The organism is Micromonospora sp. NPDC049139 (genome assembly GCF_055586845.1).
In genome coordinates this window covers 117,697-140,741 of the sequence record NZ_JBVJHK010000020.1, presented here as the reverse complement: position 1 = coordinate 140,741, position 23,045 = coordinate 117,697, and the positions used below count along the sequence as shown (strand labels likewise).

15 protein-coding genes and 2 tRNA genes are annotated in these 23,045 nt (G+C 73.0%); 7 read left to right on the top strand and 10 right to left on the bottom strand.

Annotated elements, in window-relative coordinates; translation table 11 throughout:
- From ACZ6Q9_RS27970 to ACZ6Q9_RS27950, 5 genes are all read right to left on the bottom strand, one after another.
- A partial coding sequence (locus tag ACZ6Q9_RS27970) for a beta-ketoacyl synthase N-terminal-like domain-containing protein (protein ID WP_466021444.1) occupies window positions 1–258 on the bottom strand: 258 nt, incomplete at its 3' end.
- Window positions 255–3,719 (bottom strand): amino acid adenylation domain-containing protein, encoded by a 3,465-nt coding sequence (locus ACZ6Q9_RS27965; RefSeq protein WP_396830175.1) that lies wholly within the window; start codon window positions 3,717–3,719, stop codon window positions 255–257. The genes ACZ6Q9_RS27965 and ACZ6Q9_RS27970, both read right to left, overlap by 4 nt.
- A 32-nt stretch (window positions 3,720–3,751) precedes the next feature.
- Window positions 3,752–5,386 carry a PhpK family radical SAM P-methyltransferase gene (locus ACZ6Q9_RS27960; RefSeq protein WP_357697235.1) on the bottom strand — a complete coding sequence of 545 codons (1,635 nt, stop codon included), beginning with the start codon at window positions 5,384–5,386 and terminating at the stop codon, window positions 3,752–3,754.
- Window positions 5,387–5,464: 78 nt separating this feature from the next.
- On the bottom strand, window positions 5,465–6,220 hold the full coding sequence (locus ACZ6Q9_RS27955; RefSeq protein ID WP_396830174.1) for a thioesterase II family protein: 756 nt from the start codon (window positions 6,218–6,220) through the stop codon (window positions 5,465–5,467).
- 21 nt (window positions 6,221–6,241) lie between these two features.
- Entirely contained in the window at window positions 6,242–7,045 is an 804-nt protein-coding gene (locus tag ACZ6Q9_RS27950) for an SDR family NAD(P)-dependent oxidoreductase (RefSeq protein ID WP_396830173.1), read from the bottom strand.
- Between the two features lie 988 nt (window positions 7,046–8,033).
- Here ACZ6Q9_RS27950 and ACZ6Q9_RS27945 point away from each other — a divergent pair.
- From ACZ6Q9_RS27945 to ACZ6Q9_RS27930, 4 genes are read left to right on the top strand one after another with little or no spacing between them, the layout of a single operon-like run.
- Window positions 8,034–12,869, top strand: a complete 4,836-nt coding sequence (locus ACZ6Q9_RS27945; RefSeq protein ID WP_396830172.1) for an SDR family NAD(P)-dependent oxidoreductase — start codon at window positions 8,034–8,036, stop codon at window positions 12,867–12,869.
- Window positions 12,862–14,214 (top strand): acyltransferase domain-containing protein, encoded by a 1,353-nt coding sequence (locus ACZ6Q9_RS27940; RefSeq protein WP_396830171.1) that lies wholly within the window; start codon window positions 12,862–12,864, stop codon window positions 14,212–14,214. Before ACZ6Q9_RS27945 ends, ACZ6Q9_RS27940 begins: the two co-directional genes overlap by 8 nt.
- On the top strand, window positions 14,211–14,510 hold the full coding sequence (locus ACZ6Q9_RS27935; RefSeq protein WP_350702778.1) for a hypothetical protein: 300 nt from the start codon (window positions 14,211–14,213) through the stop codon (window positions 14,508–14,510). Before ACZ6Q9_RS27940 ends, ACZ6Q9_RS27935 begins: the two co-directional genes overlap by 4 nt.
- Window positions 14,511–14,535: 25 nt before the next feature.
- Window positions 14,536–15,336, top strand: a complete 801-nt coding sequence (locus ACZ6Q9_RS27930) for an SDR family NAD(P)-dependent oxidoreductase (RefSeq protein ID WP_393259143.1) — start codon at window positions 14,536–14,538, stop codon at window positions 15,334–15,336.
- Window positions 15,337–15,453: 117 nt separating this feature from the next.
- On the opposite strand, the gene ACZ6Q9_RS27925 is transcribed toward ACZ6Q9_RS27930, so the two are convergent.
- Both ACZ6Q9_RS27925 and ACZ6Q9_RS27920 read right to left on the bottom strand, forming a co-directional pair.
- Window positions 15,454–16,101: an ATP-dependent Clp protease proteolytic subunit gene (locus tag ACZ6Q9_RS27925; RefSeq protein WP_357459090.1), complete on the bottom strand. Its 648-nt coding sequence runs from the start codon at window positions 16,099–16,101 to the stop codon at window positions 15,454–15,456.
- 560 nt (window positions 16,102–16,661) lie between these two features.
- The gene (locus tag ACZ6Q9_RS27920) at window positions 16,662–17,408 is read right to left on the bottom strand and encodes a hypothetical protein (protein ID WP_393456152.1); all 747 of its coding nucleotides are present in this window, start codon (window positions 17,406–17,408) and stop codon (window positions 16,662–16,664) included.
- 284 nt (window positions 17,409–17,692) lie between these two features.
- Here ACZ6Q9_RS27920 and ACZ6Q9_RS27915 point away from each other — a divergent pair, with 284 nt between their 5' ends.
- Window positions 17,693–18,979: a low temperature requirement protein A gene (locus ACZ6Q9_RS27915; protein ID WP_393259138.1), complete on the top strand. Its 1,287-nt coding sequence runs from the start codon at window positions 17,693–17,695 to the stop codon at window positions 18,977–18,979.
- Between the two features lie 124 nt (window positions 18,980–19,103).
- Here ACZ6Q9_RS27915 and ACZ6Q9_RS27910 read toward each other — a convergent pair.
- Window positions 19,104–19,179, bottom strand: a tRNA-Lys gene (locus tag ACZ6Q9_RS27910).
- Between the two features lie 187 nt (window positions 19,180–19,366).
- Here ACZ6Q9_RS27910 and ACZ6Q9_RS27905 point away from each other — a divergent pair.
- Together ACZ6Q9_RS27905 and ACZ6Q9_RS27900 are read left to right on the top strand one after the other, a co-directional pair.
- Window positions 19,367–20,623, top strand: coding sequence for a L,D-transpeptidase (locus ACZ6Q9_RS27905; RefSeq protein ID WP_393259136.1), 1,257 nt, complete (start codon window positions 19,367–19,369; stop codon window positions 20,621–20,623).
- Between the two features lie 312 nt (window positions 20,624–20,935).
- Complete coding sequence (locus ACZ6Q9_RS27900) at window positions 20,936–22,228, top strand: L,D-transpeptidase (RefSeq protein ID WP_393456143.1); 1,293 nt, start codon at window positions 20,936–20,938, stop codon at window positions 22,226–22,228.
- A gap of 52 nt (window positions 22,229–22,280) precedes the next feature.
- Here the strand turns inward: ACZ6Q9_RS27900 and ACZ6Q9_RS27895 are convergent.
- Both ACZ6Q9_RS27895 and orn read right to left on the bottom strand, forming a co-directional pair.
- Window positions 22,281–22,353 (bottom strand) — tRNA-His (locus tag ACZ6Q9_RS27895).
- Between the two features lie 96 nt (window positions 22,354–22,449).
- Window positions 22,450–23,040 carry an oligoribonuclease gene (orn, locus tag ACZ6Q9_RS27890; protein WP_393259133.1) on the bottom strand — a complete coding sequence of 197 codons (591 nt, stop codon included), beginning with the start codon at window positions 23,038–23,040 and terminating at the stop codon, window positions 22,450–22,452.
- Window positions 23,041–23,045 lie beyond the last annotated feature (5 nt).

The following is a 23,045-nucleotide window of genomic DNA, read 5'->3' as shown; positions in this document are numbered from 1 at the left end:
GAAGAACTCCGCGTCGAACAACTCCACGCCGTCCAACCGCGCCTTCGCCGGCACATAGGACGGATGCGAGTACACCGACTCCGGCACCCCCGCCGTCGCCAACTCCTCCGGCGAGAAGAACGTCACCGACTCCACCCCGGCGCACACGTTCCGCCAGAACTCCGCGACACTCGACGCTCCCGGGAAACGACCCGCCATCCCGACCACCGCCAGGGCGTTGTCGAACTGGTCGTCGAGGTACGCAGGCAGCTCGGTCATCGGTCCGTCCCTTCCGCGAGGCGGCGCTGTTCGTGCGCCTGTCGACGACGTGCCAGGGCGCCACCGCGCACCGCCGCCCGGCGGAGCTGCGCACGGCTGGCCGGTGACCCCGGGTCCGGCTCCCCGCCGGCCGGTTCCGGCGTGGCGCGGATCCGGTCCAGGTGGGCCGCGAGCGCGGCCACGGTCGGGAACTGGAACAGGTCGACCACGTTCAGCTCGACGCCGAGCCGCTCGGCGAGCTGCTGGCGGGCACGCAGGGCGAGGAACGAGTGGCCCCCGAGGTCGAAGAAGTTGTCGGTACGGCCCAACGGCGGGACGTCGAGCACGAGGGCCCACACCTCGGCGACCGCGCGCTCGGTGGCGCCGATCGGCGGCTCCGCCGTGGCCTCCTGGCGCAGCGGCCGGCCGTCTCGCCAGGACAGCCGGTCCCGGTCGAGCTTGCCGTTGGTGGTCACGGGCAGGGCGTCCACCGCGGCGAGGACCGCCGGCACCATGTAGCCCGGCAGGTGCCGCCGGGCCACGGCCCGCACCTCCTCGTACGTCGGCGCCGGCCCGTCCTCGAGGACGAGCAGGGCGGCGAGGTCCCGGCGGTCCGGGTTGTCGCCGCGGACCACGACGGCGGCCTCCCGGACGGCGGGGTGGGTCACCAGCACCGCCTCGATCTCGCTCGGCTCGACCCGGAAGCCGCGCACCTTGAGCTGGCTGTCGAGCCGCCCGAGGAAGTCCAGCCGACCGTCGGGCAGCCAGCGGACGAGGTCGCCGGTGCGGTACATCCGGGCACCGGGCGTGGCCCCGAAGGGGTCCGGGACGAAGCGTTCCGCGGTGCGGCGGGGATCCCGCAGGTAGCCCCGGACCACCTGGAGCCCGCCGAGGCACAACTCCCCGGGCACGCCGACCGGCACCGGTCGCCCGGCCCCGTCCAGCACGTAGGTGGTGACGTTGGCGATGGCGCGGCCGATCGGGGGCGCGTGCACCACCGGCCCGTCCTGCGGGGGCACCGGGTCGGCCGTGGCCACCACGGTGTTCTCCGTCGGGCCGTAGTGGTTGACCAGCCGGGCGCGCAGCGCGGGCGAAGGCGTACGGGTCAGCGCGTCGCCCCCGGTGAGCAGCAGCCGCAGCGCCGAGCCGGTCACGGCCTCCTCCGCGAGCACCGCCTCGGCGACGGTGGTGGGCAGGAAGGTCACGGTGATCGCCTCGTCGACCAGCCACCGCGCCAGCCGGTCGGGTGCGACCCGGACCGGCTCGGGCGGCACGTGCAGCGCCGCGCCACCGGCCAGCGCCGCCCACAGTTCCCAGGTGCAGGCGTCGAAGCCGGGGCTGGCGACGAGGGTGGCCCGGTCCTGCGGCCCGACCCGGTAGGCGTCGAGGTGCCAGTGCACCAGGTTGGCCAGGCCGCCGTGGGTGACCTCGACGCCCTTGGGGCGCCCGCTGGAGCCGGAGGTGTAGATGACGTACGCGATCTCCCGTGGGTCCGGCGCCACGGGCGCGGCAACCCCGCCGGCCCCGGCGGGTGCCTCGCCACCAGCGTCGACGTCAGCGGAGACAGCGGCGGCGACGTCGAGCACCGCGGTCCGCGCCGCCGCGAACCGGCCGGTCAGGTCCTCGCTGGTCAGCACCGCGCAGGCCAGGCTGTCGGCCAGCGTGAAGGCGAGCCGGTCCGGCGGGTAGCCGGGGTCGAGCGGCACGTACGCCGCGCCCGCCTTGAGCACGGCGAGGAAGGCGGTCACCAGCTCCGCGCCCCGGTCCAGGCAGACGGCCACCGGCCGGCCGGGCCCCGCGCCGACGGCCCGCAGCCGGGCGGCGAGGACGTCGGCGCGGCGGTCCAGCTCCCCGTACGTCAGGGTCCTGCCGTCGGCCCGCACGGCGGGGGCGTCCGGTGCCGTCCGGGCCCACCGCGCGACCAGGTGGTGCACCGGCCCGGTCGGGTAGTCGCGGACCTGCCCGCTCCAGCGGCGCACGATCCGGTCCTCCTCCGCCGGGTCCAGCAGCGCCGCCGCCGACAGCCGCCGGTCCGGACGCGCGCAGAGCGAGCCGAGGATCGCCCGGTACTGCGCCATCAGCTGCGCGATGCGGTCGTCGTCGAACAGCTCGGTGCTGAACTCGAACTCGCAGTCGATGTGCGTGTCGCCCTCGAACGCCATCACGGAGAGGTCGAACTTGGAGACCTCGCCGACCATGTCGAGCAGCTCCACCGTCAGCGGGCCGACGTGCAGGCGCTCGAACGGGGGGAGGTTCTTCATCGCGAAGACGATCTGGAACAGCGGGTGGCGGGCCGGGTCCCGGACGGGGCGCAGCCGCTCCACGAGCAGCTCGAACGGGGCTTCGTGGTGCGTCTGGGCGTCCAGCACGACGTCGCGCACCCGGGCCACCAGCTCGGCGAAGGTCGGGTCGCCGGAGACGTCGGTGCGCAGCACGACGGTGTTCACCAGCAGGCTGACCAGCGGCTCCAGCTCCACCCGGTCCCGGCCGGCGACCGGCGTGCCGAGCACGACGTCCGACTGCCCGGTCTGCCGGTGCAGCAGGGCGACGAATCCGGCCAGGAGCACCATGTACGGCGAGGCGGCGTGCCGGCGGGCGGCGGCCCGGACCAGGTCGGTCAGCTCGGCGTCAAGGCGCACGGTCCGCCGGCCGCCCCGCCAGCCCAGCACGGCGGGGCGCACCCGGTCGGGCGCCAGTTCCGTCGCGGAGGCGCCGGCGAGCCGCCGCTCCCACCAGGCCAGCTGGTCGTCGAGCTCACCGGCGCCGACGCGGTGGTGCTGCCAGCGGGCGTGCCCGGCCGGGTCGACGGGCGGCCGGGCGGGCGCCGTGCCGTGCCCGGTCCCCGCCGCGTAGTAGCGGACCAGGTCGTTGACCAGGACGCTGAGCGACCAGCCGTCGACGACGATGTGGTGCAGGTCGAGGAAGAGCCGGTGGTCGTCCTCGCCGAGCCGGAACAGCCGGGTCCGCAGGAGCGGCCCGCGCCGCAGGTCGAACGGGGGCTGCCGCTCGGCGGCGACCGCCTCGCGCACGCGGTCCTCCCGCTGCGCGGCCGGCAGGTCGGTCAGGTCGGTCACGTCGAGCCGGACGGCGGGCACGTCGACCGTCCGCTGCACCGGTTCGCCGTCGACGTCGTCGAACACCGTGCGCAGGGCGGGATGGTGCGCCACCAGCCGGTCCAGCGCGTCCCGCAGGGCGTCCACGGAGAGCGGTCCGGTCAGCCGCAGCACCGCCGGCACGTGGTAGGCCGGGCTGTCCGGTTGGAACTGGTGCAGGAACCACAGGCGGCGCTGCGCGAAGGAGACCGGGGCCGGGGCGTCCGGGTCCGACGGGTGTCCGTCGGCCGCGAACCGCCGCGGGCCGTCGGTGGCCGCCGCGTCGTCGGGCAGGGGGTCGACCGTCGTGTCGTTGGCGAGGAACTCGGCCCCGGCCGCCAGCCGGCTGGCCAGCCGGGCCCGGACCGCGTCGGAAGGTGTTCGGCGCACGGTACCGCTTTCTGCTGGGACGGGCGGGACGGTCAGCTCACCGGCGACGGCGCCGGGCCCGGCGGGTTCACCGCCTCGAACTGGCTCGCCCGGCGCAACCGGTCGAGCAGCTCCGGCTGGGCGGCGCTGCCGCCGGAGTGGCGCAGCTGGTCGGCCAGGACGCCGTTGAAGGCGCGGACGAAGTCCTTGACCTGCTCGCCGGACATCCCCTTGCGCTGGAGGTAGAAGGTGCTCCACTGCTCGAACCCGAACTGCGGCAGCCAGACGGAGCTGGTCACGTCGACGAAGAGGTCGTCGATGATCTGGGCGGCGGTGGACCAGTCCATCGTCTGGTGGCTCCAGTTGAACGCCTCGCCCTTGATGCCCAGCTCGTCCCGGCGCTGGTAGATCGGGGTGACCGGGTCGCAGTACCACAGCTGGGCCCGGAAGTAGTCCGGCCGGCCCTGGTCGAGCAGGTCCACGGTCTCGGCGACGGTCTCCTCCGTCTCGCCGGGGAAGCCGACGATCAGCGAGGCGTACGTCGAGATGCCGTGTTCGTTGAAGGCCCCGAGCGCGTCGATGTAGTCCGCCCGGCGGGCGGTCTTGTTCATCTGCTTGAGCAGCACGTCGCTGCCCGACTCGATGCCCAGGAAGACGCCCTCGCAGCCGGCTTCCTTCATCAGCTCGATGGTCCTGCGGTCGCCGTGGTCACTGCGGTAGAAGCAGTTCCACTTGAACCCGTAGTCCTTGTCGATCATCATCCGCAGGATGTCCCGGAACCGGTTCTTGGGGACGTTGAAGGTGTCGTCGATGAACGTCACGGTGTTGACCGACGGCAGCTTGCGGATGTTGTCCAGCTCCCGCTCGACGTGCGTCACGTCGAGGTAGGTGTACTTGCCGGCCCGCTGGGGGAAGCCGCAGAAGGCGCAGGAGAACGGGCAGGACTTCGCCGTCCGGGTGGTGACGAACTCGTTGAACGCGTCGGGGCCGAAGACCTGGTAGTCGACCAACTCGGTCAGCGGGTTCGACTCGATCTCGGTGCGGGTGTGGACGAAGTCGCCGTCCACGCGGTAGGCCAGGTTCGGCACGTCTCCCGGGTCGGTGCCGGACCGCAGCGCGAGCGCCAGCCGGGCCAGGGTCAGCTCGCCCTCGCGGCCGGTGACGTAGTAGTCCGCGCCGAGGTAGTCCATCATCGCGTCCAGGTCGGGGCGCTTGAGCGCGGCCACCTGGTTGGTGATGAACGGCCCGCCGACCACGATGGACACCTTCGGGTTGTGCCGGCGGACGAACTCGACGATCTCGATGATCGGCTGCGGCGAGACGTACAGGGTCGTGGTGATCGCCACGAGGCGGACGTCGCCGGCCAGCTTCTCCCGCAACTGCTCCCGCTCGTGCTGGAACAGGTTGACGAAGTCGACGCTCAACCCCCGGCGGGCCAGGAAGCTGCCCAGCACGGTGACCACCGGCCAGAGGAAGTCCGCGTTGTGGAAGTACGGCTTCGGCGCGCCCGGCGGGCTCTCGCGCAGGTGACTCAGCGCGTCCAGCGCGCGCAGCGGTCGCCCGTCGAGGTCGATGTACGCCAGGCGCAGGTCGCGGAAGGCGCCGGAGTCGGCCCCCATGAGGCGCACGTCGCTGACGTAGCTGGCGAAGTCGACGTCGTTGAAACCGACGATCAGGCAGTCTGTCATGTGCCGCTCCGTTCCGGACAAAGAGACCGGGGACCTCGTCGCCCGCTGCCGGGCCCGTCGAGTTGACGCACCGGGGCGCTACCGGGAATCGGCCGCCAGGTCGGCGGCGATGGCCCGTACCACCCCGGCGGGGTCGGTGGTGTGGAAGAAGTGGTCGCCGCGCACGCTGTGGCCGCGGTACCCGCGGGACGTCATCCGCTGCCACCCGGCCATCGCCTCGGCCGTGGCGATCGGGTCCTCGGTGCCCGCGAAGCCGAGGATCGGCACGTCGACCGGGCCGTGCGTGGCGCCGGCGTAGCGGTCGATCCAGCCGAAGTCGGCCCGCAGCACCGGGATGAGCAGGGCGGCCAGCGCCGGGTGGTCCAGGATCTCGGCCGGGGTGCCGCCCATCCCGACGACCTCGCGCAGGAACTCCTCGTCGTCGAGGACGAGCAGCCGGCGGGCGAGTTCCGGGAGGTCGTCCGGGGGGCGGGACCCGCCGACGACGAGCCGCCGGGGCAGCGGGGCGCCGCGGCGCTGGAGTTCCGCCACGACGGCGTGCCCGACGAGGGCGCCGAAGCTGTGGCCGTACAGCGCGTACGGCCGGGTCTCGTCGGCCAGCACGTCGGCGACCTCGGCGACGTCGAAGGCGGGCGGCTCGTCGATGCGGCTCTCCCGGCCGGGCGGCTGCAGGGGGCGTACCGCGACGCCCGGCGCCGCGGCCGGGATCCAGGCCCGGTAGGCGGTCGCCCCCGCCCCGGAGTGCGGCAGGCAGTACAACGCCACCGGCGCCTCCGGGGTGTCCGGGAAGAGGAACCACCGTGGTCGTCGGTCCGCCGAGTAGTGGACAGTCACCATTGATCCTTCCGCGGAGACTCAGTTGACGACGGCGATCGCGCCGCCGTCGACGCGGTGGTTGGCCCCGTTGACGAAGCCCGCGAGGGGGCTGGCGAGGAAGACGACCAGCGCCGCCACGTCGTCGGGTGTGCCGAGCCGGCCGGTGGGGTTGTCGATCGACCTGGCGAGGACCCGCTGCTCGATGTCGGACCAGTCGGTGCCCCAGCCCTGGTCGGCGGCGAGACCGCGGACGTACGCCTCGACCCGGGGGGTGACGACGATGCCGGGACTGACGGTGTTGACGGTGATGCCGGTGCGGTCCAACGCCCGGGCCAGCCCCGTCGTGAGGTTGACCAGTCCCGCCTTGGTCGTCGAGTACGCCACCGAGCCGACCTGCGGCTGGGTGGCGGCGCCGCTGGCGATCTGGATCAGCCGGCCCCAGCCCCGGCGACGCATGCCGGGGACCAGCGCCTGGGCGAGGCGGGCCGGCGCCACCACGTTGAGCTCGTGCAGGCGCCGCCAGTCCTCGTCCGTGGTGTCGTCCCACGGCCGGTCCAGGCCGGTGGCGGCGCAGTTGACCAGGATGTCGACGCCGCCGAGGTAGCGCTCGGCCGCGACCGCCAGTCGGTGCGGGCCGTCGGTGTCGAGCAGGTCCGCCACGATCGGTTCCGCGACGCCGCCCCGGGCCCGGATGCCCTGGGCCACGGACTCCGCGGCGGGCACGGAGCGCCCGTGCACGACGACCGTCACTCCCTCGTCGGCGAGCATCTCGGCGATCCGCGCTCCGATGCCGGACGACGACCCGGTGACGAGCGCCCGCCGACCGTCCAATCCAAGATCCACTGGTTCCCCCCGTGACATGGTTCGAACGCCGCACCCGGCGCGGGGCGGCCCCTCTATCCGGACCTGACGATCCGCCCGCGGCGGCCAGCTCAGCCGCGCCGGCGCCGCCCCGGCGAGCGGGCGCTCGACGCACCGCGGCAGGCGGTCGTCCGCCACCCACGGTCGCGGTGCTCACACACCCGATCGACAGGCCGGATCAGCACTTGGATGTCCCCGTTCCCCCACGTTCTCCCTGCCCCAGCGGTGTCGCCGCCACGGCGGGTACGACACCGGCGTCCCGACCTCCCGGTCGACCACCCGGGAGCACTCCGCGCATTTCCGCCAACCCCGTCGGGACCCGGGAAGCACATCATGGAGCCCGGACGGAGTCAATCCCCACCAATAAGTTCGGGGTCACCGACGTACGCATTAGCGCAGACAGATCCGGCAATTAACGATCCCTTGGCCGCCGCGCATTATCGCGGCTAGCTGCAGTTCCACGGGATCGAGTGACGCTGATCACGGACTCAGCCTCGTGATGGCCGCCGCGGGGCCCGCAGGCCGCGGAACTTCCACGCCCGAGCGGCCCCCAAATGCCTCCAAAGCGGGCATCGCCTGCCAAAAACTGGCGGTTCGGGTGAGCATTCGATCACGGGTGGACACATACCAGCCGGTATGCAAGGATCGAGGAAACGCTTGCAAATCGAACGAGATCATTCGGAGGCAGGCAGGCACCAACCGATCTTGCTTGTGCCGACCCTCCGAACCCCCACTCGGGGTTCGCGTCTTTATAACTGGCACCAGACCGTCAGCGCCGCCCGTGCGAAGCCACCGCGGCAGACCGCCGCAGTGCCACTGGCCGCAACACATAAACGTCCGTCGCAGCGCTATGCGCATTCACGGACGTCGCCGCCGACGTGCCCTTTTCGAGTACGACCGCGCGTCCGCCCGTCACGAGTGGGACCGGGCGCGGGACGGGGACGGGATGAGGAAAGGATCCGGGCATTCCATGGACATCGCGATCGTGGGCATGGCCTGCGCGTTTCCCGGTGCCTCCGACGCGGCCTCCTTCTGGGCCAACATCGTCGCCGGCACCGACGCCGTGGTGGAGGTCGACCCCGGGCGGTGGGACGCGGACCGCTACTACTCGGCGGACGATCCCCGCCCGGGCGAGAAGAGCCCGTCCCGTTGGGGCGGCTTCCTGGCGCCCGTGCCGTTCGACCCGGTGGCCCACGGCGTACCGCCCGCCGCACTCGGAAGCATCGATCCCGCGCAACTGCTCGCCCTGGTCGTCGCCGAGCGGGCACTGGCCGACGCCGGTTACGCCGACCGCCCCTTCCCCCGGGCGCAGACCTCGGTGATCTTCGGGGCCGAGCCCGGCGCCGACCTCGCGACGGCGTACGGGATGCGGGCGCTGCTCCCGACGTACTTCGCCGAGCCGCCCGCCGCGCTCGACGCCCACCTGCCCCGCCTGACCGAGGACTCCTTCCCCGGCATCCTGGGCAACGTCATCGCGGGGCGCATCGCCAACCGGCTCGACCTGGGCGGGGTCAACTACACCGTCGACGCGGCCTGCGCGTCCTCGCTGGCGGCGGTCGACCTGGCCTGCAAGGAGCTGGCCGTCGGCACGAGCGACATGGTGCTGTGCGGCGCGGTGGACGTGCACAACGCGGTGCACGACTACCTGCTCTTCGGTTCGGTGCAGGCGCTGTCGCCCACCGGGCGGTGCCGCACCTTCGACGAGTCCGCCGACGGCATCGTGATCAGCGAGGGGGTCGCCTGTCTCGTGCTCAAGCGGCTGGCCGACGCGGAACGCGACGGCGACCGGATCCACGCGGTGATCGCCGGCGTGGGCGGCGCCAGCGACGGCCGCGGCATGGGCCTCACCGCCCCCCGGGCGCAGGGCCAGCGGCACGCGGTCGAGCGGGCCCTGCGGGCGGCGGGCGTCGCGCCCGGTGAGATCGGCCTGGTCGAGGCGCACGGCACGGGCACCGTCGTCGGTGACCGCACCGAGCTGTCCGCCCTGTCCGAGGTGTTCGCCGCCCGCGGGGCCGGGCCGGCCACCTGCTCGCTGGGCTCGGTCAAGTCGCTCATCGGGCACACCAAGTGCGCCGCCGGCATGGCGGGCCTGATCAAGGCCGTCCGGGCGGTGCAGACCGGGGTCCGCCCGCCGACCGGGCACCTGACCCGGCCCAACTCCTACTGGGACGCCACGGCCAGCCCGTTCGCCTTCGACGGCGCGGCCCGGCCCTGGCTCACTCCCCCGGCCCGCCGCGCCGCCGGCGTCAGCGCCTTCGGCTTCGGCGGCACCAACTTCCACGCCGTGGTCCGGGCCCACCCCAGCACCGCCGACCCCGACCAGGCGTGGGAACGCTGGCCGGCCGAGCTCTTCCTGCTCCGCGCGGCCGACGAGCAGTCGACCGGGGAGGCGGCACGTGCCCTGTCCGCCCTGGCCGCCGACGCGCCGCCCGGGGACGGGGCGCTGCACGCCCTCGCGCTGGAGTGGTTCGGCCGCACCCGCGACGACGGCCGGCCGGTCCGGGCCGCCGTCGTGGCCGGCAGCCTCGACGAGCTGCGGGAGCGGTTGCGGCTGGCCGCCGTGGGCACCGCCGACCCCGGGGCCGGGGTCTACCTGGCCGACCCCGGCCCGGCGGAGCCGCCCGTCGTGGCGCTGGTCTTCCCCGGGCAGGGCAGCCAACGCCCCGGCATGCTGGCCGACCTCTTCGCGGCCTTCCCGGCCATGCGGACCGACCTGTACGACGACCCGGCGCTGGCCGCGGTGATGTTCCCGCCCACCTCGTTCGACGAGGCGACGGCGGCGGCCCGGGCGGCCACGCTCGCCGACACGCGCCACGCCCAACCCGCCCTCGGGGTCGCCGAGCTGGCCCTGCTGGAGCTGCTCGGTTCCCTCGGGGTCCGGCCCGACCTGCTCGGCGGGCACAGCTACGGCGAACTCGTCGCCCTGCACGCCGCCGGCGCCCTGTCCCGCCCGGACCTGCTGCGGCTGACCGCCGCCCGGGCCGCCGCCATGCACGCGGCCGGCGGGCGGGGCGGCGCCATGGCGGCCGTCGCCGCGAGCGCCGACGAGGTCGCCGCCGCCCTCGCCGGGGCCGGCCTCGACGACGCCGTGGTGATCGCCAACCACAACGCCCCGGAGCAGGTGGTGATCGCCGGCCCCGAGGCGGCGGTGGCGACCGCGGTGACCGGGCTGCGCGCCCGGGGCCGGTCCGCCACCACGCTCGGCGTCTCCTGCGCCTTCCACAGCCCGGCGATGGCCGACGCCACCGAGGAGTTCGCCGCCGTCCTCGCCGACTGCCCGGTGCAGCCGCCACAGCGGCCGGTCTGGGCGAACGCCTCCGGGCAGCGCTACCCGGACGCACCGGACGAGATCCGCCGGATCCTCGCCGGGCAGCTCGCCGCCCCGGTGCGGTTCCTGACCCAGGTCGAGGACATGTACGCCGCCGGGGCCCGGGTCTTCGTCGAGGTGGGGCCCGGACGGGTGCTCAGCCGGATGATCGGCCGGATCCTCGGCGACCGGCCGCACCGGGCGGTCAGCTGCGACGTGCCGAACGAACCGGGGCTGCCCCGCCTGCTGCACGCCCTGGCGGAGCTGGCCGTCGCGGGGGTGCCGGTGGACCCGGCCCGCCTCTTCGCCGGCCCGCGGGCCACCTCGGCCCCCGCCCCCGCCGCCACCGGGTGGACGGTCGACGGGCACCTCGTGCGGGGCCCGGACGGCAAGCCGGTGCCGAACGGCCTGCGCCCCGCCGACGAGGCGCCCCGGCTGGCGGCGGCGGACAGCGCCGGCAGCGGGGATCCGCGCGAGACGGCGGTGCTGGAGTTCCTGCGCAACAGCCGGGAACTGGTCGACGCCCAGCGCGAGATCGTGCTCGGCTACCTGGACCGGGAGCCCCGGCCGCGGCGGTCCGCACCGGACCCGACGCCGGTCGCCGCGGCGGCGTCCACCGAGCCCGCCCGCGCCGAGGCGACCGACGCCGGCCCGACCACCGTCCTCGGCCTCGCCGTCGACCTGTTGAGCGAGCGGACGGGCTATCCCGCGCAGATGCTCACCCCCACCATCGACCTGGAAGCCGACCTCGGCATCGACTCGATCAAGCGGACGGAGCTGGCCGAGACGCTGCTGCGCCGGTTGGCGGTCCCGCGACCGGAGACGCGCGTGTCGACCCTCGTCGGCGCCCGTACGATCGCCGACCTGGTGGCGCTGCTTCCCCCGCTCGACCCGGCGGCGACCGGCCCGGCCACGACACCGGGCGACGTCGCGGGGCCGGCCGACACCCGGACGGCCGGCCGCGCCACGCACGACCCGGAGACGGCCGGACGGTCCACGCCGGACGCCGGGACGCCCACCGGGACCGCCCCGGGCCGGGCGCCGGACCGGTACGTCCCCGCCCTCCAGCCGCTGCCCGCGCCGTCCCGCGCCGCCGCCGACCTCTCCGGACGCGTCGCGGCGGTCGCCGGCGGCGCGCCCGACCTGGCGGACGCGCTGCGCCGCCGGTTGGCCCGCTCCGGGGTCTCCACGGCCGACGCCGCGACCCCGCCGGGGCAGCTCGACCTGGCGATCCTGCTGCCGGTGACGGACGCCGCCGGCGAGCCGGCCCTGCCGGCGGCCTACGACCGGCTCCGCGCGCTGCTCACCGCGGGGGTGCCGGACATCACCGTGGTCACCACGATGGGCGGTCACTTCGCGCCCGTCGACTCGGAGACCGCCCCGGCCGGGCAGCACGCCGCGCTGGCCGGGATCGGCTTCGCCGGGCTGGTCCGCACCGTGGCCCACGAGTATCCGCAGACCCGGGTCCGCCTGCTGGACGTGGACCCCCAGGGCGGCGCGGAGGCGGTCGCCGAGCGGATCGTCGGCGAGGTGGCCGGTGGGACGCCCCGGGGGGTGGTCGGCCTGCCCGACGGGTCCCGGGTGACCCGCCGCTACGTCCGGCAGGAGCTCCCCGCCGGGTCCGATGCGCTGGACCTGGACCCCGACTCGGTGGTGCTGGTCACCGGCGGCGGGCGGGGCATCACCGCCCGGACGGCGGTGGCGCTCGCCGAGCGGTACGGCTGCCACCTGGAGATCGTCGGGCGTACCGCCCCGCCGGAGTCCGCGGAGGACCCCGCCACGGCCGGCCTGACGGACCCGGTCGAGCTGCGCCGCGCCCTGCTGGCGGCCGGCACCGGCACGCTGGCCGAGGTGGAGCGCCGGTTGCGGGCCCTGCTCGCCGGGCGCGAGCTGCGTGCCGTCCTCGACCGGCTCGAGGCGCACGCCGCGTCCGTGCGGTACCACCGCTTCGACATCCGCGACGACGCCCGCCTGGCCGCCACCGTCGACGAGGTCTACCGCCGGCACGGCCGGATCGACGTCGTCGTGCACGGTGCCGGGACGCTCGACGACCGGCTCATCCGGGACAAGGACCAGGCCGCCTTCACCGCCGTCTACGACGCCAAGGTGCGCAGCGCCCGGGTCCTGCTGGACGCGCTGAAGCCGGACCTGCGCCTGCTGCTGTTCTTCTCCAGCGTCTCCGGGGCGTTCGGCAACCGGGGGCAGGCCGACTACGCGGCGGCGAACGACGCGCTGGACACCCTGGCGTTGGCCGCCGCCGACCGCTTCACCGGCCGCACCCTCGCCGTGGCGTGGGGTCCGTGGGCCGCCGCCGGCGGTGGCATGGTCTCGGCCGAGCTGGAACGGGAGTACGCGCGCCGCGGCATCGCGGTGATCGACCCGGAGGCTGGCGTCGAGGCGCTGATGTGCGAGATCGCCGAGGGCCCGCGGGACGCGCACCAGGTGCTGTACGTGGCCGGCGACCCGGCCCCGTTCCAGCCCGCCGGGTTCGATGACTGAGCCGGCCCGGTCGCCGCACCCCCGCCAGTCGGGACCGGCCGTCCTGCGCCTGGCGGCGTCGTCCCCGACGGAACTCGCGGACCGGCTCCGGGCGGTGGCCCGGGGCGCGCGCCACCCGGGACAGCCGGACGACCCCGACCTGCCGTGCCGGCTGGCCCTGCTGACCCCGACCCCGGACCGGCTCGCCCTCGCCCAGGAACTCGTCCTGCGGGAACGGTCGTGGGCCGGCCCGGCCGACCTCTGGTACACCACCGATCCGGTGCTGCGGCCGGGCCGTCCCGGCCGGGTGGCGTTCCTCTTCCCGGGCCTGTCCGCACACGACCGGCCACCGCTGGACGACGTGGCCGGGGCGTTCGGCCTGCCCGGCTACCAACCGGACCGCACCGGGACGGTGGGCGGCCGGACGTGGGACCTCCTGCACACCGGGCACCTGCTGGACGGCGCGCTGCGGCGGATGGGCATCCGGCCCGATCTCGTCGCCGGGCACAGCGCCGGCGAGTGGAGCGCCCTGTTCTCCGCCGGCAGGTGGGCGGCGGAGGCGTTCGACGACTTCGCCCGGCGGATGGGGCCGGACGCCTACCAGCTGCCCGACGTGGCGTTCGCGGTGGTGGGCTGTCCGGTGGTCGAGGCGAGACGGCTCATCGACGGGGTGGCCGACGTGGTCATCTCCCACGACAACAGTCCCCGGCAGACGGTGCTCTGCGGCACCGACGCGGCGATCCACACCGCGTTCGCCCGGATCGCCGATCCCTCGGTGCCCCGGACGGTGCTGCCGTTCCGGTCCGGCTTCCACAGCCCGATGCTGGCGCCCTACCTCGACCCGGTGGCCGCCATCCTCCGGGCCGTCCCGCTGCGGGCTGCGACGGTGCCGGTCTGGTCGGCGACCACGGTGGACCGCTACCCGGACGACGAGTCGGCGCTGGCTCGGCTCCTGGTCCGCCACCTGGTCTCGCCGGTCCGCTTCCGGGAACTGGTGCAGCGCCTCCACGACGAGGGCACCCGGGTCTTCGTGCAGGTCGGCCACGGCAGCCTCGCCGCCTTCGTCCGCGACACGTTGCACGGCCAGCGGCACGTCGTCGTGAGCGCCTCGGAGGGGCGCCCCGACGGGCTGGCGGCGCTGGCCCGGCTCGCCGCGGCGCTGTGGGTGCAGGGCCTGCGACCGGACTTCGCCGTGCTGCCCGGCGCCGACGACGCCGCCCACCCCGCCGGCCCACCGGCACCGGGCGCGGCCGACGACCCGGTGCTCGCGGCGTTCCAGGCCGTCCTCGACGAGGTCGCCCACGCCAGCCGCGAGGTGCTCGGCGGCTGGCAGCGCCGGCACCGGGATGACAGGGTGAGTCCATGACGGAACGAGAGCTTCCCGCGCTGACCCGCGCCGAGCAGGAGCTGGTGGACCGCTACCTGCGCATCGTCGACCTGGTCGCCCGTCTCAATCCGGCCCGGGACAGCGGCCACTTCGACGTGCGGGGATGCGTGCTGGCCGCGCAGGCGCTGATGGCGGAGGCCAAGGCGATCGGCGTGACGGCGGAGACCATGCTCGAACGCGGCGAGGACGAACTGCACGTCGCCACGCTGGCCCGGGCGATGCGCGCCCTGGACGGCGAACGGCGCATCGCCCGGCTGCGGCTGCCCCCGAACTGAACGTCGCACACCCAGGGAGGGCAGGTTGCACGGTAGTGGGCAGCGGCTGGCCGTGGTCACCGGCGCGGCCAGCGGGATCGGCGCGGCCGTGGCACGGCGGCTGGTGGACGACGGGTGGCGCGTGATCGGCTGGGACCGTCGCCCGTGCGACGCGGACGGAGTGACCGGGCGGCAGGTCGACGTACGCGACTACGACCAGGTGGCCGCGGCGGCGGCCGAGGTCGAGCGGGCCGACCTGCTGGTCAACAGCGCCGGCATCGGCGGGCGCGGGTTCGCCAGCGAACTGGCGCCGGCGGCGTGGGAGCGGGTCATCGGGGTCAACCTGACCGGGACGTACTACTGCTGCCGGGCGATGTTCCCGGCGTTGCGGCGGGCCGGCGGGCTGGTCGTCAACATCGCCTCCGTGGCGGCGCACCTGGCGATGGTGGAGGGAGCGGCTTACTGCTCCTCGAAGGCCGGTGTCGCCATGCTGACCGAGGTGCTCGGGGTGGAGTGGGCCGCGCAGAACATCCGGGTCATCGCGGTCAGCCCGGGCTACGTCCGGACGCCGCTGGTGATGGACGGCATCCACCGGAACCTCCTCGACGAGGAGACCATCGTGCGGGGCACCCCGCAGCGTCGGCTGGCGGAGCCGGCCGAGGTGGCGGAACTGATCCGGGCACTGGCCGCGGACGAGCTGCGCTACCTGACCGCCACCACCGTGCGCTTCGACGGCGGGTGGACCGCGAGCGGGGGCTACCAGCCGCACCTCGCGGGGAGCCTGCTACCCGCGCTGGACGACCCGCCGCCCACCCCGGACAGGGCCGGCGTGACAGCGCGGGACTGACCAGAGCGGGCCGGCGCGACAGCGCGGGACTGACCAGAGCGGGCCGGCGTGACAGCGCGGGACTGACCAGAGCGGGGCCGACGGGCCGGTGGCGCCGTCGACCCCGGACAGGTCAGCTCAGCTGGCCGCCATCGCCGCCGCACTCTTCTTCCGGCTGCGCAGGATGGTGTCGACCAGCCCGTAGGCCACCGCGTCGTCGGCCGTGAGGATCTTGTTCCGCTCGATGTCGCGGGAGACCTCCTCCTGGGGGCGGCCGGAGTACTGGGCCAGCATCTCCTCCATCTGGGTGCGCATCCGCATGATCTCCCGGGCCTGGATCTCCAGGTCGGTGCCCTGACCCTGGACGCCCTCGATGGCGGGCTGGTGGATCAGGATCCGCGAGTGCGGAAGCGCCATCCGCTTACCCGGGGTGCCCGCCGCCAGCAGGATCGCGGCGGAGGACGCCGCCTGCCCCAGACAGACGGTCTGCACGTCCGGACGGACGTAACGCATGGTGTCGTTGATCGCCGTCATGGCGGTGAACGAGCCGCCGGGCGAGTTGATGTACATGGTGATGTCCCGCTCGGGATCCGTCGCCTCCAACGTGATGAGCTGCGCCATCACGTCGTTGGCCGCGGCGTCGTCGACCGGTGTGCCGAGGAAGATGATCCGGTCCTCGAACATCTTGCTGTACGGGTTGGTCTCCTTCATGCCGTACGACGTCCGCTCAGCGAACGACGGCAGGACGTACCGTGCGTCCACGGACAGATTCGGCTTCCGGATCATGTTCGCCCTCTCTCCCTCGGAAATTGCTCCCCCGGCAAATTCACCCGTCGACCGGGCGACGCAGCGGAGATGATCCTCTGTCGACCCTATCCGCTTCCCGAGCGGAATGCCGCTCCCAAACAGGGGTGTTTACGCGAGCAGCAGAAGGCTCCACTGCGGACGGTCGGCGCTGCCGGCTGCGCCGCACCCACAACGGTTCGGGCGGCGACCGGGAGCGCCGGAGCGTCCGGGCGGCAGTGCGGCCGGTCCGGGCCGCGGGGACGTCGGTCGCCGACGACGAGGGACGGCCACACAATTCGTCCGTGCAGTTCGGCGCACTTCCCTGACATGGGAATTCCGTGAGAGCACGTCGGTGAGTTACCCCGCCGCTGATCGACGATGGTCAAATGCAGAAGGCCGTCACCCGGGAGCAGCGGCTGCGCTGGCGGACCGTCCCGGGGGGGGTGCGGCACCCGGCACGCGGGCGCCGATCGCCGACGGGACCGTCCGTCCCGAGCGGCGCACGCTGGCTGCCCCAACAGCCACGCAGAGCCGCGCCCGGGGTCTCGCGCTGCTCGCCGCTACGCCCACTCCCCTGCGAAGAGCGGCTCGACCGGACGATCCCGTCGTCCGATCCGCAGGTCCCCGAAGATCGTGCTCCGCGCCGCCCGCTCGACCTCCGCGTCCAGGTCGATCCGTAGCTCCTCGGAGGCGTCGTGGGCCGCGCCGACGAGGACGAGTTCGGTCCCGGGATGGTCGAGGAAGTCCGGCGGGTCGAGCGGGGCGAAACGACGGCCGTGGAACTTCCCCTGCAGCTGAGCGGGCAGTTTGACCTTCTGGTCCCCGCGCAGTCCGACCCTGGGCGGGGAGGGTGCTTGCGGGTTCTTCACCGTGATGATGTAGCTCGCCTCCGGCTCGATGCTCAGCTCGTGCTGCGGCGCTCCGGGGCGCAGCGGGAGTTCGAGTTCGTACGCCAGATGGGTGTGGTCGTCGTGCCGGGCGATCACGTACGCCCCCTCCGCCACCGGCCGGGCCGGCGGCTGCTCCCGTTCGCCGCGGGTCGCTGTCCGGTACGCGCGCGCCTGGAGGCTCTTGTGCAACTGCTCGGGCCGGTCCACCACCTCGTCGACGAACGCCCAGAAGCGGTCGTGCTGGTCGATACCGGGCAGGCGCTTACGCCCGACCACGAGCAGCCGCAAGTGTCGTCCCCGCCACGGGTGCATCACGACCAGCAGCCGCTGCACCTCCTCCAGCGAGTCGACGTGCTCCTCCTCCACCCGGGGCCGGTAGAGGAAGTAGATGTCCCCGTCTTCAAGCACCTCCGCCATCCGTGCCGGGTACCCGCAACCACGGCCGGACAACGCCGGCCCCGCGCACAGGCCTCGCCACCGATCCTTCGCAGGAACAGGGGCGCGGAGACCCAGACCATCAGGCAGGCGAGTACGGAGCGGCAAGGCCATGCCGAGCCAGAGCAGTGATCCACCGGTTTGCGGCGCGTCGGCCAGGGTAGCCGCAGACAGCGAGTTGCCGCGACGAGGAGACGTGGATGCAACGCGGGTGGCCGGCGGCCAGCTCAGCCTGATCACGGGAGGCCTCTTCCATGGTCCAGAGGTTGCGCCCAGGCGTTTGGCGGATCTCCGAACATTCTCGCGTCTCCACCGCAGAGCTCTTCTTCGACGTGGTGTTCGTCTTCGCGTTCATTCAGGTCACCACGCTGATGACCGCCGACAAGGGTGGCCTCGGTGTCGTACACGGGCTGCTTGTCCTGGCCCTGCTCTGGTGGTTGTGGTCGCTCTTCGCCTGGCTGAGCAACCGGGTACGGGGAAACTTCGGCCTGGCCAGGCTCACCCTGCTGGCGACAACGCCGGTGTTGTTCGTGCTGGCGGCCATCACGCTGGACGCGTTCAAGGGTGTTCCCGACGGCGTGGCAGCCCCTGTCGGGTTCGTCGGCTGCTACGCCACAGTCCGGCTTCTGTACCTGGGGCTACGCTGGTACGCCACGCCGAGCCTGCGGGGCCACGAGATCGTGTCGCTCACCGTGCCGGCGCTCGCCGCCATCGGCCTACTGTTCAGCGCCGCGTTGCTGCCGCTGGGCGGGCTCGGCAGCACGACAACGCTGGCCGGCCAGATAGCCCTGTGGGTACTGGCCATCAGCATCGACTACGGCGCCGGGATGGCGCTACCCGTGCGTCGGCAGATCTTCTCCGCCCGGCACTGGACCGAGCGACACAACCTGATCATCATCCTGGCCTTGGGCGAGGTGCTGGTGTCGATCGGCGTCACCGGCAGCTACCTGCACGCCACAGCGAGCTTCCTCATCGCCTCGGCGCTCGCCGCCGTCATCGCCTGCTCCCTCGAATGGATCTACTTCGACCTCACCGCGCTCGTCGGACAGCACGCGCTGCGCACCGCCGACCCGATCCACCGGGTACGACTCGCCCGGGACGCCTACACCTACCTGCACCTACCCATGATCGCAGGGATCATCCTGCTCTCCCTCGGACTGAAACACACGCCCGGCCTCATCGAGACCGCCAACTCATACAACCGCGGCGATCCGCTCGACCGGACCGGCCGGTACGCGATGTACGGCGGCGTCGCCCTGTTCCTGCTCGCCCACGCCGCGTTCCACTGGCGGCTCGGTCACGGCATCCTCATCGTCATCTGGCCCCGACTCGCCGCCGCCGCAATCCTGCTGGCCCTACTGCCGGTCACCGCCTGGCTGCCCGCTCTGCAGGCCCTGGCCTGCCTTGCCGGGGTCTGCCTGGTGACGGCCGTCACCGAGTTCCTGATCAGTCGCCGGCACCGGTGGCGACTGCGCCAGACGCTCTTCGAGGAGGCGGAGGGCGAACCCACAGCCAGAGGCAACGGCGACTCGGGCGGAGGGGCCATCCCGTAGGAGCTGACGCGGGCCGCCACCGGAACGCATCGCTGACCATCGGTTGTGTGTTCGGTGCCTGATGTAGGGGCCACCAAAAGGAGTCAGGGCCGGTCTGAACGACCGGCCCTGAGGGTGTTACTGCTGGTGCGCCGCCAGGGACTCGAACCCCGAACCCGCGGATTAAGAGTCCGCTGCTCTGCCAGTTGAGCTAGCGGCGCTCGCTGGCAACGGGGAGAACATTAGCACGCCCTCCGAGCCGGGTTCCAATCCGATCCCCGGCTCCCCCCTTCGGTCGAGCTTAAGGGGCATCCATGGGCAAAACCACCAGGCGTACGACGACAGGGGCCTGAGGAACGGGGTCCATGCGGCACGATGTGCGCCAGGTACGCGAGAACAGAGGTGGGGATGGGCAGGTTCGCGCGGGCCGGGGCGATGGTGGGCGCCCTCGGTCTGATGGCGTCGCTGGCACTGACAGCCTGCGGCGACGAGCAGAAGAAGGCGGAGTTCGTGGGCGGCACCACGGCGGCCACGGCGAGCGCGGCGGCCGATCCCGCCACTCCGGCGGCGCCGAGCGGTCCGCCGCTGGCGCTGAGCCCGGCCAACGGGGCGAAGAACAAGCCGGTCAGCTCCGAGATCAGCGCGGAGCTGCCCGACGGCGGCAAGGTGTCCGGCGTCACGCTGACCGCGGCGGACGGCAAGCAGGTCGAGGGGCGGCTCCGCGCCGACGGCTCGTCCTGGGTGCCGTCGAAGCCGTTGAAGTACGGCACCCGCTACACGGCCACGGTCACCGCGACCGGCGCCGACGGCGGGACCAGCCAGGGCACCAGCACCTTCACGACGATGGCGAAGCCCAAGTCCATGATCAGCTCAGGCCTGTACCTCTTCGACGACAAGACGTACGGCGTGGCGATGCCGGTGGTCACCGAGTTCCACCCGGGCATCCCGAAGAAGGACCGGGCCGCCGTGCAGAAGCGCATGTTCGTGCACACCGACCCGCCGCAGCCGGGCGCCTGGCACTGGGTCGACAACGGCACCCAGGCCTACTACCGCGCGCCGGAGTACTGGAAGCCCGGCACCACCCTCACCGTCCGGATCGCGCTGGCCGGCATCCCGCTGAGCAACGGCCGCTACGGCAACGTCGACCGCACGGCCACCGCGAAGATCGGCCGGGCGTTCGAGATGAAGGTCGACAACGCCACCAAGAAGATGACGGTGTACGAGGACGGCCAGGTGGTCCGCACCCTGCCGGTGAGCCTCGGCAAGAAGAAGACGCCCTCCTCCAGCGGCACGATGGTGGTGATGGAGAAGAAGGAGTCCACCGTCTTCGACACCCGGGACGACCCGGATCCGGAGAACCGCTACGTCACGGAGATCGACTTCGCGCAGCGGCTCACCTGGGGCGGCGAGTACATCCACGCCGCGCCCTGGTCGGAGCACGTGCAGGGCCGACAGAACGTCTCGCACGGCTGCGTCAACGTCTCGACGGCGAACGCCCGGTGGCTGTTCGAGAAGACGAAGGTCGGCGACCCGATCACCATCAAGGGCACCGAGCGCAAGCTGGCCGCCGGCAACGGCTGGACGGCGTGGAGCGTGAGCTGGTCCGAGTTCGTCAAGGGCAGCGCCCTGCCGGTGCCCGAGGGCGGTGCGGGGCCGGCGTTCTGACGCACCTCCACCCGAAGATCCGGCGACCGGTCCGCACCCGCGGGCCGGTCGCCGCGTTCCGGGCCGGGTCGCACCGACTCCGGTCGTTCGTCACGACCCCGGACCGCGACATCGTCGACCGAGTCGCTTCCCCCGGCCGGCCCGCCGCCCCGTCACCCCGGGAACGCGGGCCCACCTCGCAAAAGCCACCGATTCTATCAATATTCGGACAGGTTGCCCGACGTGTTTCGGTTCACCCTGAGGAACGGGTATCTGTCCGGGTGCGTCAGTGAGGGACGATGGGCAACCGGGGATCACGACTGTGAGGGAATCATGCGAGCTGTCCAGGACCAGCTGATCCGGCGTGGGGACGACCGGCGGGGCGGGCGACGCCGTGGGATCGCGGCGGCGGTGCTCGTCGCGACACTCGCCCTGACCGCCGCCTGCACCGACGGCGGCGGAGGCAAGCCGTCCGGCTGGCAGGACGGCGGCGGCCAGCCCGCCGCGCCGAAGGCCGCGGCCACGATCGTCGAGCCCAAGGCCGACGCGAAGGACGTGCCCGCCTCGACCGGCATCACCTTCACCACGAAGGACGCCCAGGAGACCAGCGTCGAGCTCAAGGACTCGGCCGGCGAGGCCGTCGAGGGCAAGCTCGCCGGGGACGGCACGAGCTGGCTGCCCGCCGGCGCGCTCAAGTACGGCGAGACGTACACCGCCACCGTGACCGCGACCGGCGACGACGGCCGGCCCGCCACGGCGACCAGCACCTTCACCACCATGGCGAAGCCCGGCAAGCAGGTCCGGATCACCAGCTTCCTCGGCGACAACCAGGTGGTCGGCGTCGGCATGCCCCTGATCGTCAAGTTCGGCCGGGCCATCCCGGAGGACTACCGCGACGACGTCCAGCGCCGGATGACGGTCACCTCCACGCCGGCCCAGGAGGGCATCTGGCACTGGGTCAGCCCGACGGAGATCCGCTACCGCCCGAAGGAGTTCTGGCAGGCCGGCAGCACCGTCTCCTACCGGATCCAGGCGGGTGGCCTGCCGCTCGGCGGCGGCTGGTACGGCCGGGCGGACCTCACGGTCGACATCAAGATCGGCGCTGCGGTGATCATGACCGTGGACAACAAGACCAAGCGGATGACCGTCACGAAGAACGGGTCTGTGATCAAGACCATCCCGGTCAGCCTCGGCAAGAAGAGCACCCCCTCGTCGAGCGGCACCATGGTGGTGATCGAGAAGCTGCGCAAGACGGTCTTCGACACCTTCGAGGAGCTGGGCCCCGAGGAGGGCTACCGCACGAAGATCGACTACGCCCAGCGGCTGACCTGGGGTGGCGAGTTCATCCACGCCGCGCCCTGGTCGGAGGGGCAGCAGGGCAGCGTGAACGTCTCGCACGGCTGCGTGAACGTCTCGATGGCCAACGGCGCCTGGCTGTTCGCCAACACCCGGATCGGCGACCCGATCACGGTCAAGGGCACCGAGCGCAAACTGCAGAACGGCAACGGCTGGACCGACTGGAACATGAGCTGGGAGGAGTACGTCAAGGGCAGCGCCCTGCCGTACGAGCCGGCCGGGGCCGACCCGGACGCCAGCGGCGAGCCCACGCCCAGCCCGACCGCCTGAGCACCGGAAACGCCGAAGGCCCCCTCCGCAAGGAGGGGGCCTTCGTCAACCGGGTGACTGATGGGAATTGAACCCACGACAACCGGGACCACAACCCGGTGCTCTGCCAACTGAGCTACAGCCACCATGCCTTCCGCACCCGGTCAATCGCCCCGGGCGGGGTGCGGACCAATAATAGCCCCACCCCCGCCCGCCGCGTCCAGCGGGTTCTCCCGCCCGGTTCAGAGTTGGGCGGCGATCGCCTTGGCGGTCTCCACGTCGGGGCCGGGCAGCGGCACGAAGACGGTCCGCCGGTAGTACTCCAGCTCCCGGATGCTCTCCCGGATGTCGGCCAGCGCCCGGTGCGCGAGCCCCTTCTGCGGCTGGCCGAAGTACACCCGCGGGTACCAGCGGCGGCACAGCTCCTTGATCGAGGAGACGTCGATCATCCGGTAGTGCAGGTGCGCGTCGAGGCGCGGCATGTCCCGGGCGATGAAGCCCCGGTCGGTGGCGATCGAGTTGCCGCACAGCGGCGCGGTGCGCGGGTCCTTGACGTGGCTGGCGATGTAGTCGAGGACCATGTCCTCCGCCTCGGCCAGGGTCACCGTCGAGCGCCGGACCTCCTCGGTCAGCCCCGACTTGCCGTGCATCGTGCGGACGATCTCCGGCATCGCCTCCAGCGCCGCCTCGTCGGCGTGGATCACCACGTCGACACCCTCCCCGAGCACGTTGAGATCGGGATCGGTGACGAGCGCGGCGACCTCGATCAGCTTGTCCCTGCCGAGGTCCAACCCGGTCATCTCACAGTCGATCCAGACGAGAAGATCAGCCACCGGCC

Bases quoted from the DNA above. Each gene is read 5' to 3' on its own strand.
- ACZ6Q9_RS27960 (WP_357697235.1), bottom strand. From the start codon at position 5,386: ATGACAGACTGCCTGATCGTCGGTTTCAACGACGTCGACTTCGCCAGC.
- ACZ6Q9_RS27945 (WP_396830172.1), top strand. From the start codon at position 8,034: ATGGACATCGCGATCGTGGGCATGGCCTGCGCGTTTCCCGGTGCCTCC.
- ACZ6Q9_RS27940 (WP_396830171.1), top strand. From the start codon at position 12,862: ATGACTGAGCCGGCCCGGTCGCCGCACCCCCGCCAGTCGGGACCGGCC.
- ACZ6Q9_RS27935 (WP_350702778.1), top strand. From the start codon at position 14,211: ATGACGGAACGAGAGCTTCCCGCGCTGACCCGCGCCGAGCAGGAGCTG.
- ACZ6Q9_RS27925 (WP_357459090.1), bottom strand. From the start codon at position 16,101: ATGATCCGGAAGCCGAATCTGTCCGTGGACGCACGGTACGTCCTGCCG.
- ACZ6Q9_RS27920 (WP_393456152.1), bottom strand. From the start codon at position 17,408: ATGGCGGAGGTGCTTGAAGACGGGGACATCTACTTCCTCTACCGGCCC.
- ACZ6Q9_RS27905 (WP_393259136.1), top strand. From the start codon at position 19,367: ATGGGCAGGTTCGCGCGGGCCGGGGCGATGGTGGGCGCCCTCGGTCTG.
- ACZ6Q9_RS27900 (WP_393456143.1), top strand. From the start codon at position 20,936: ATGCGAGCTGTCCAGGACCAGCTGATCCGGCGTGGGGACGACCGGCGG.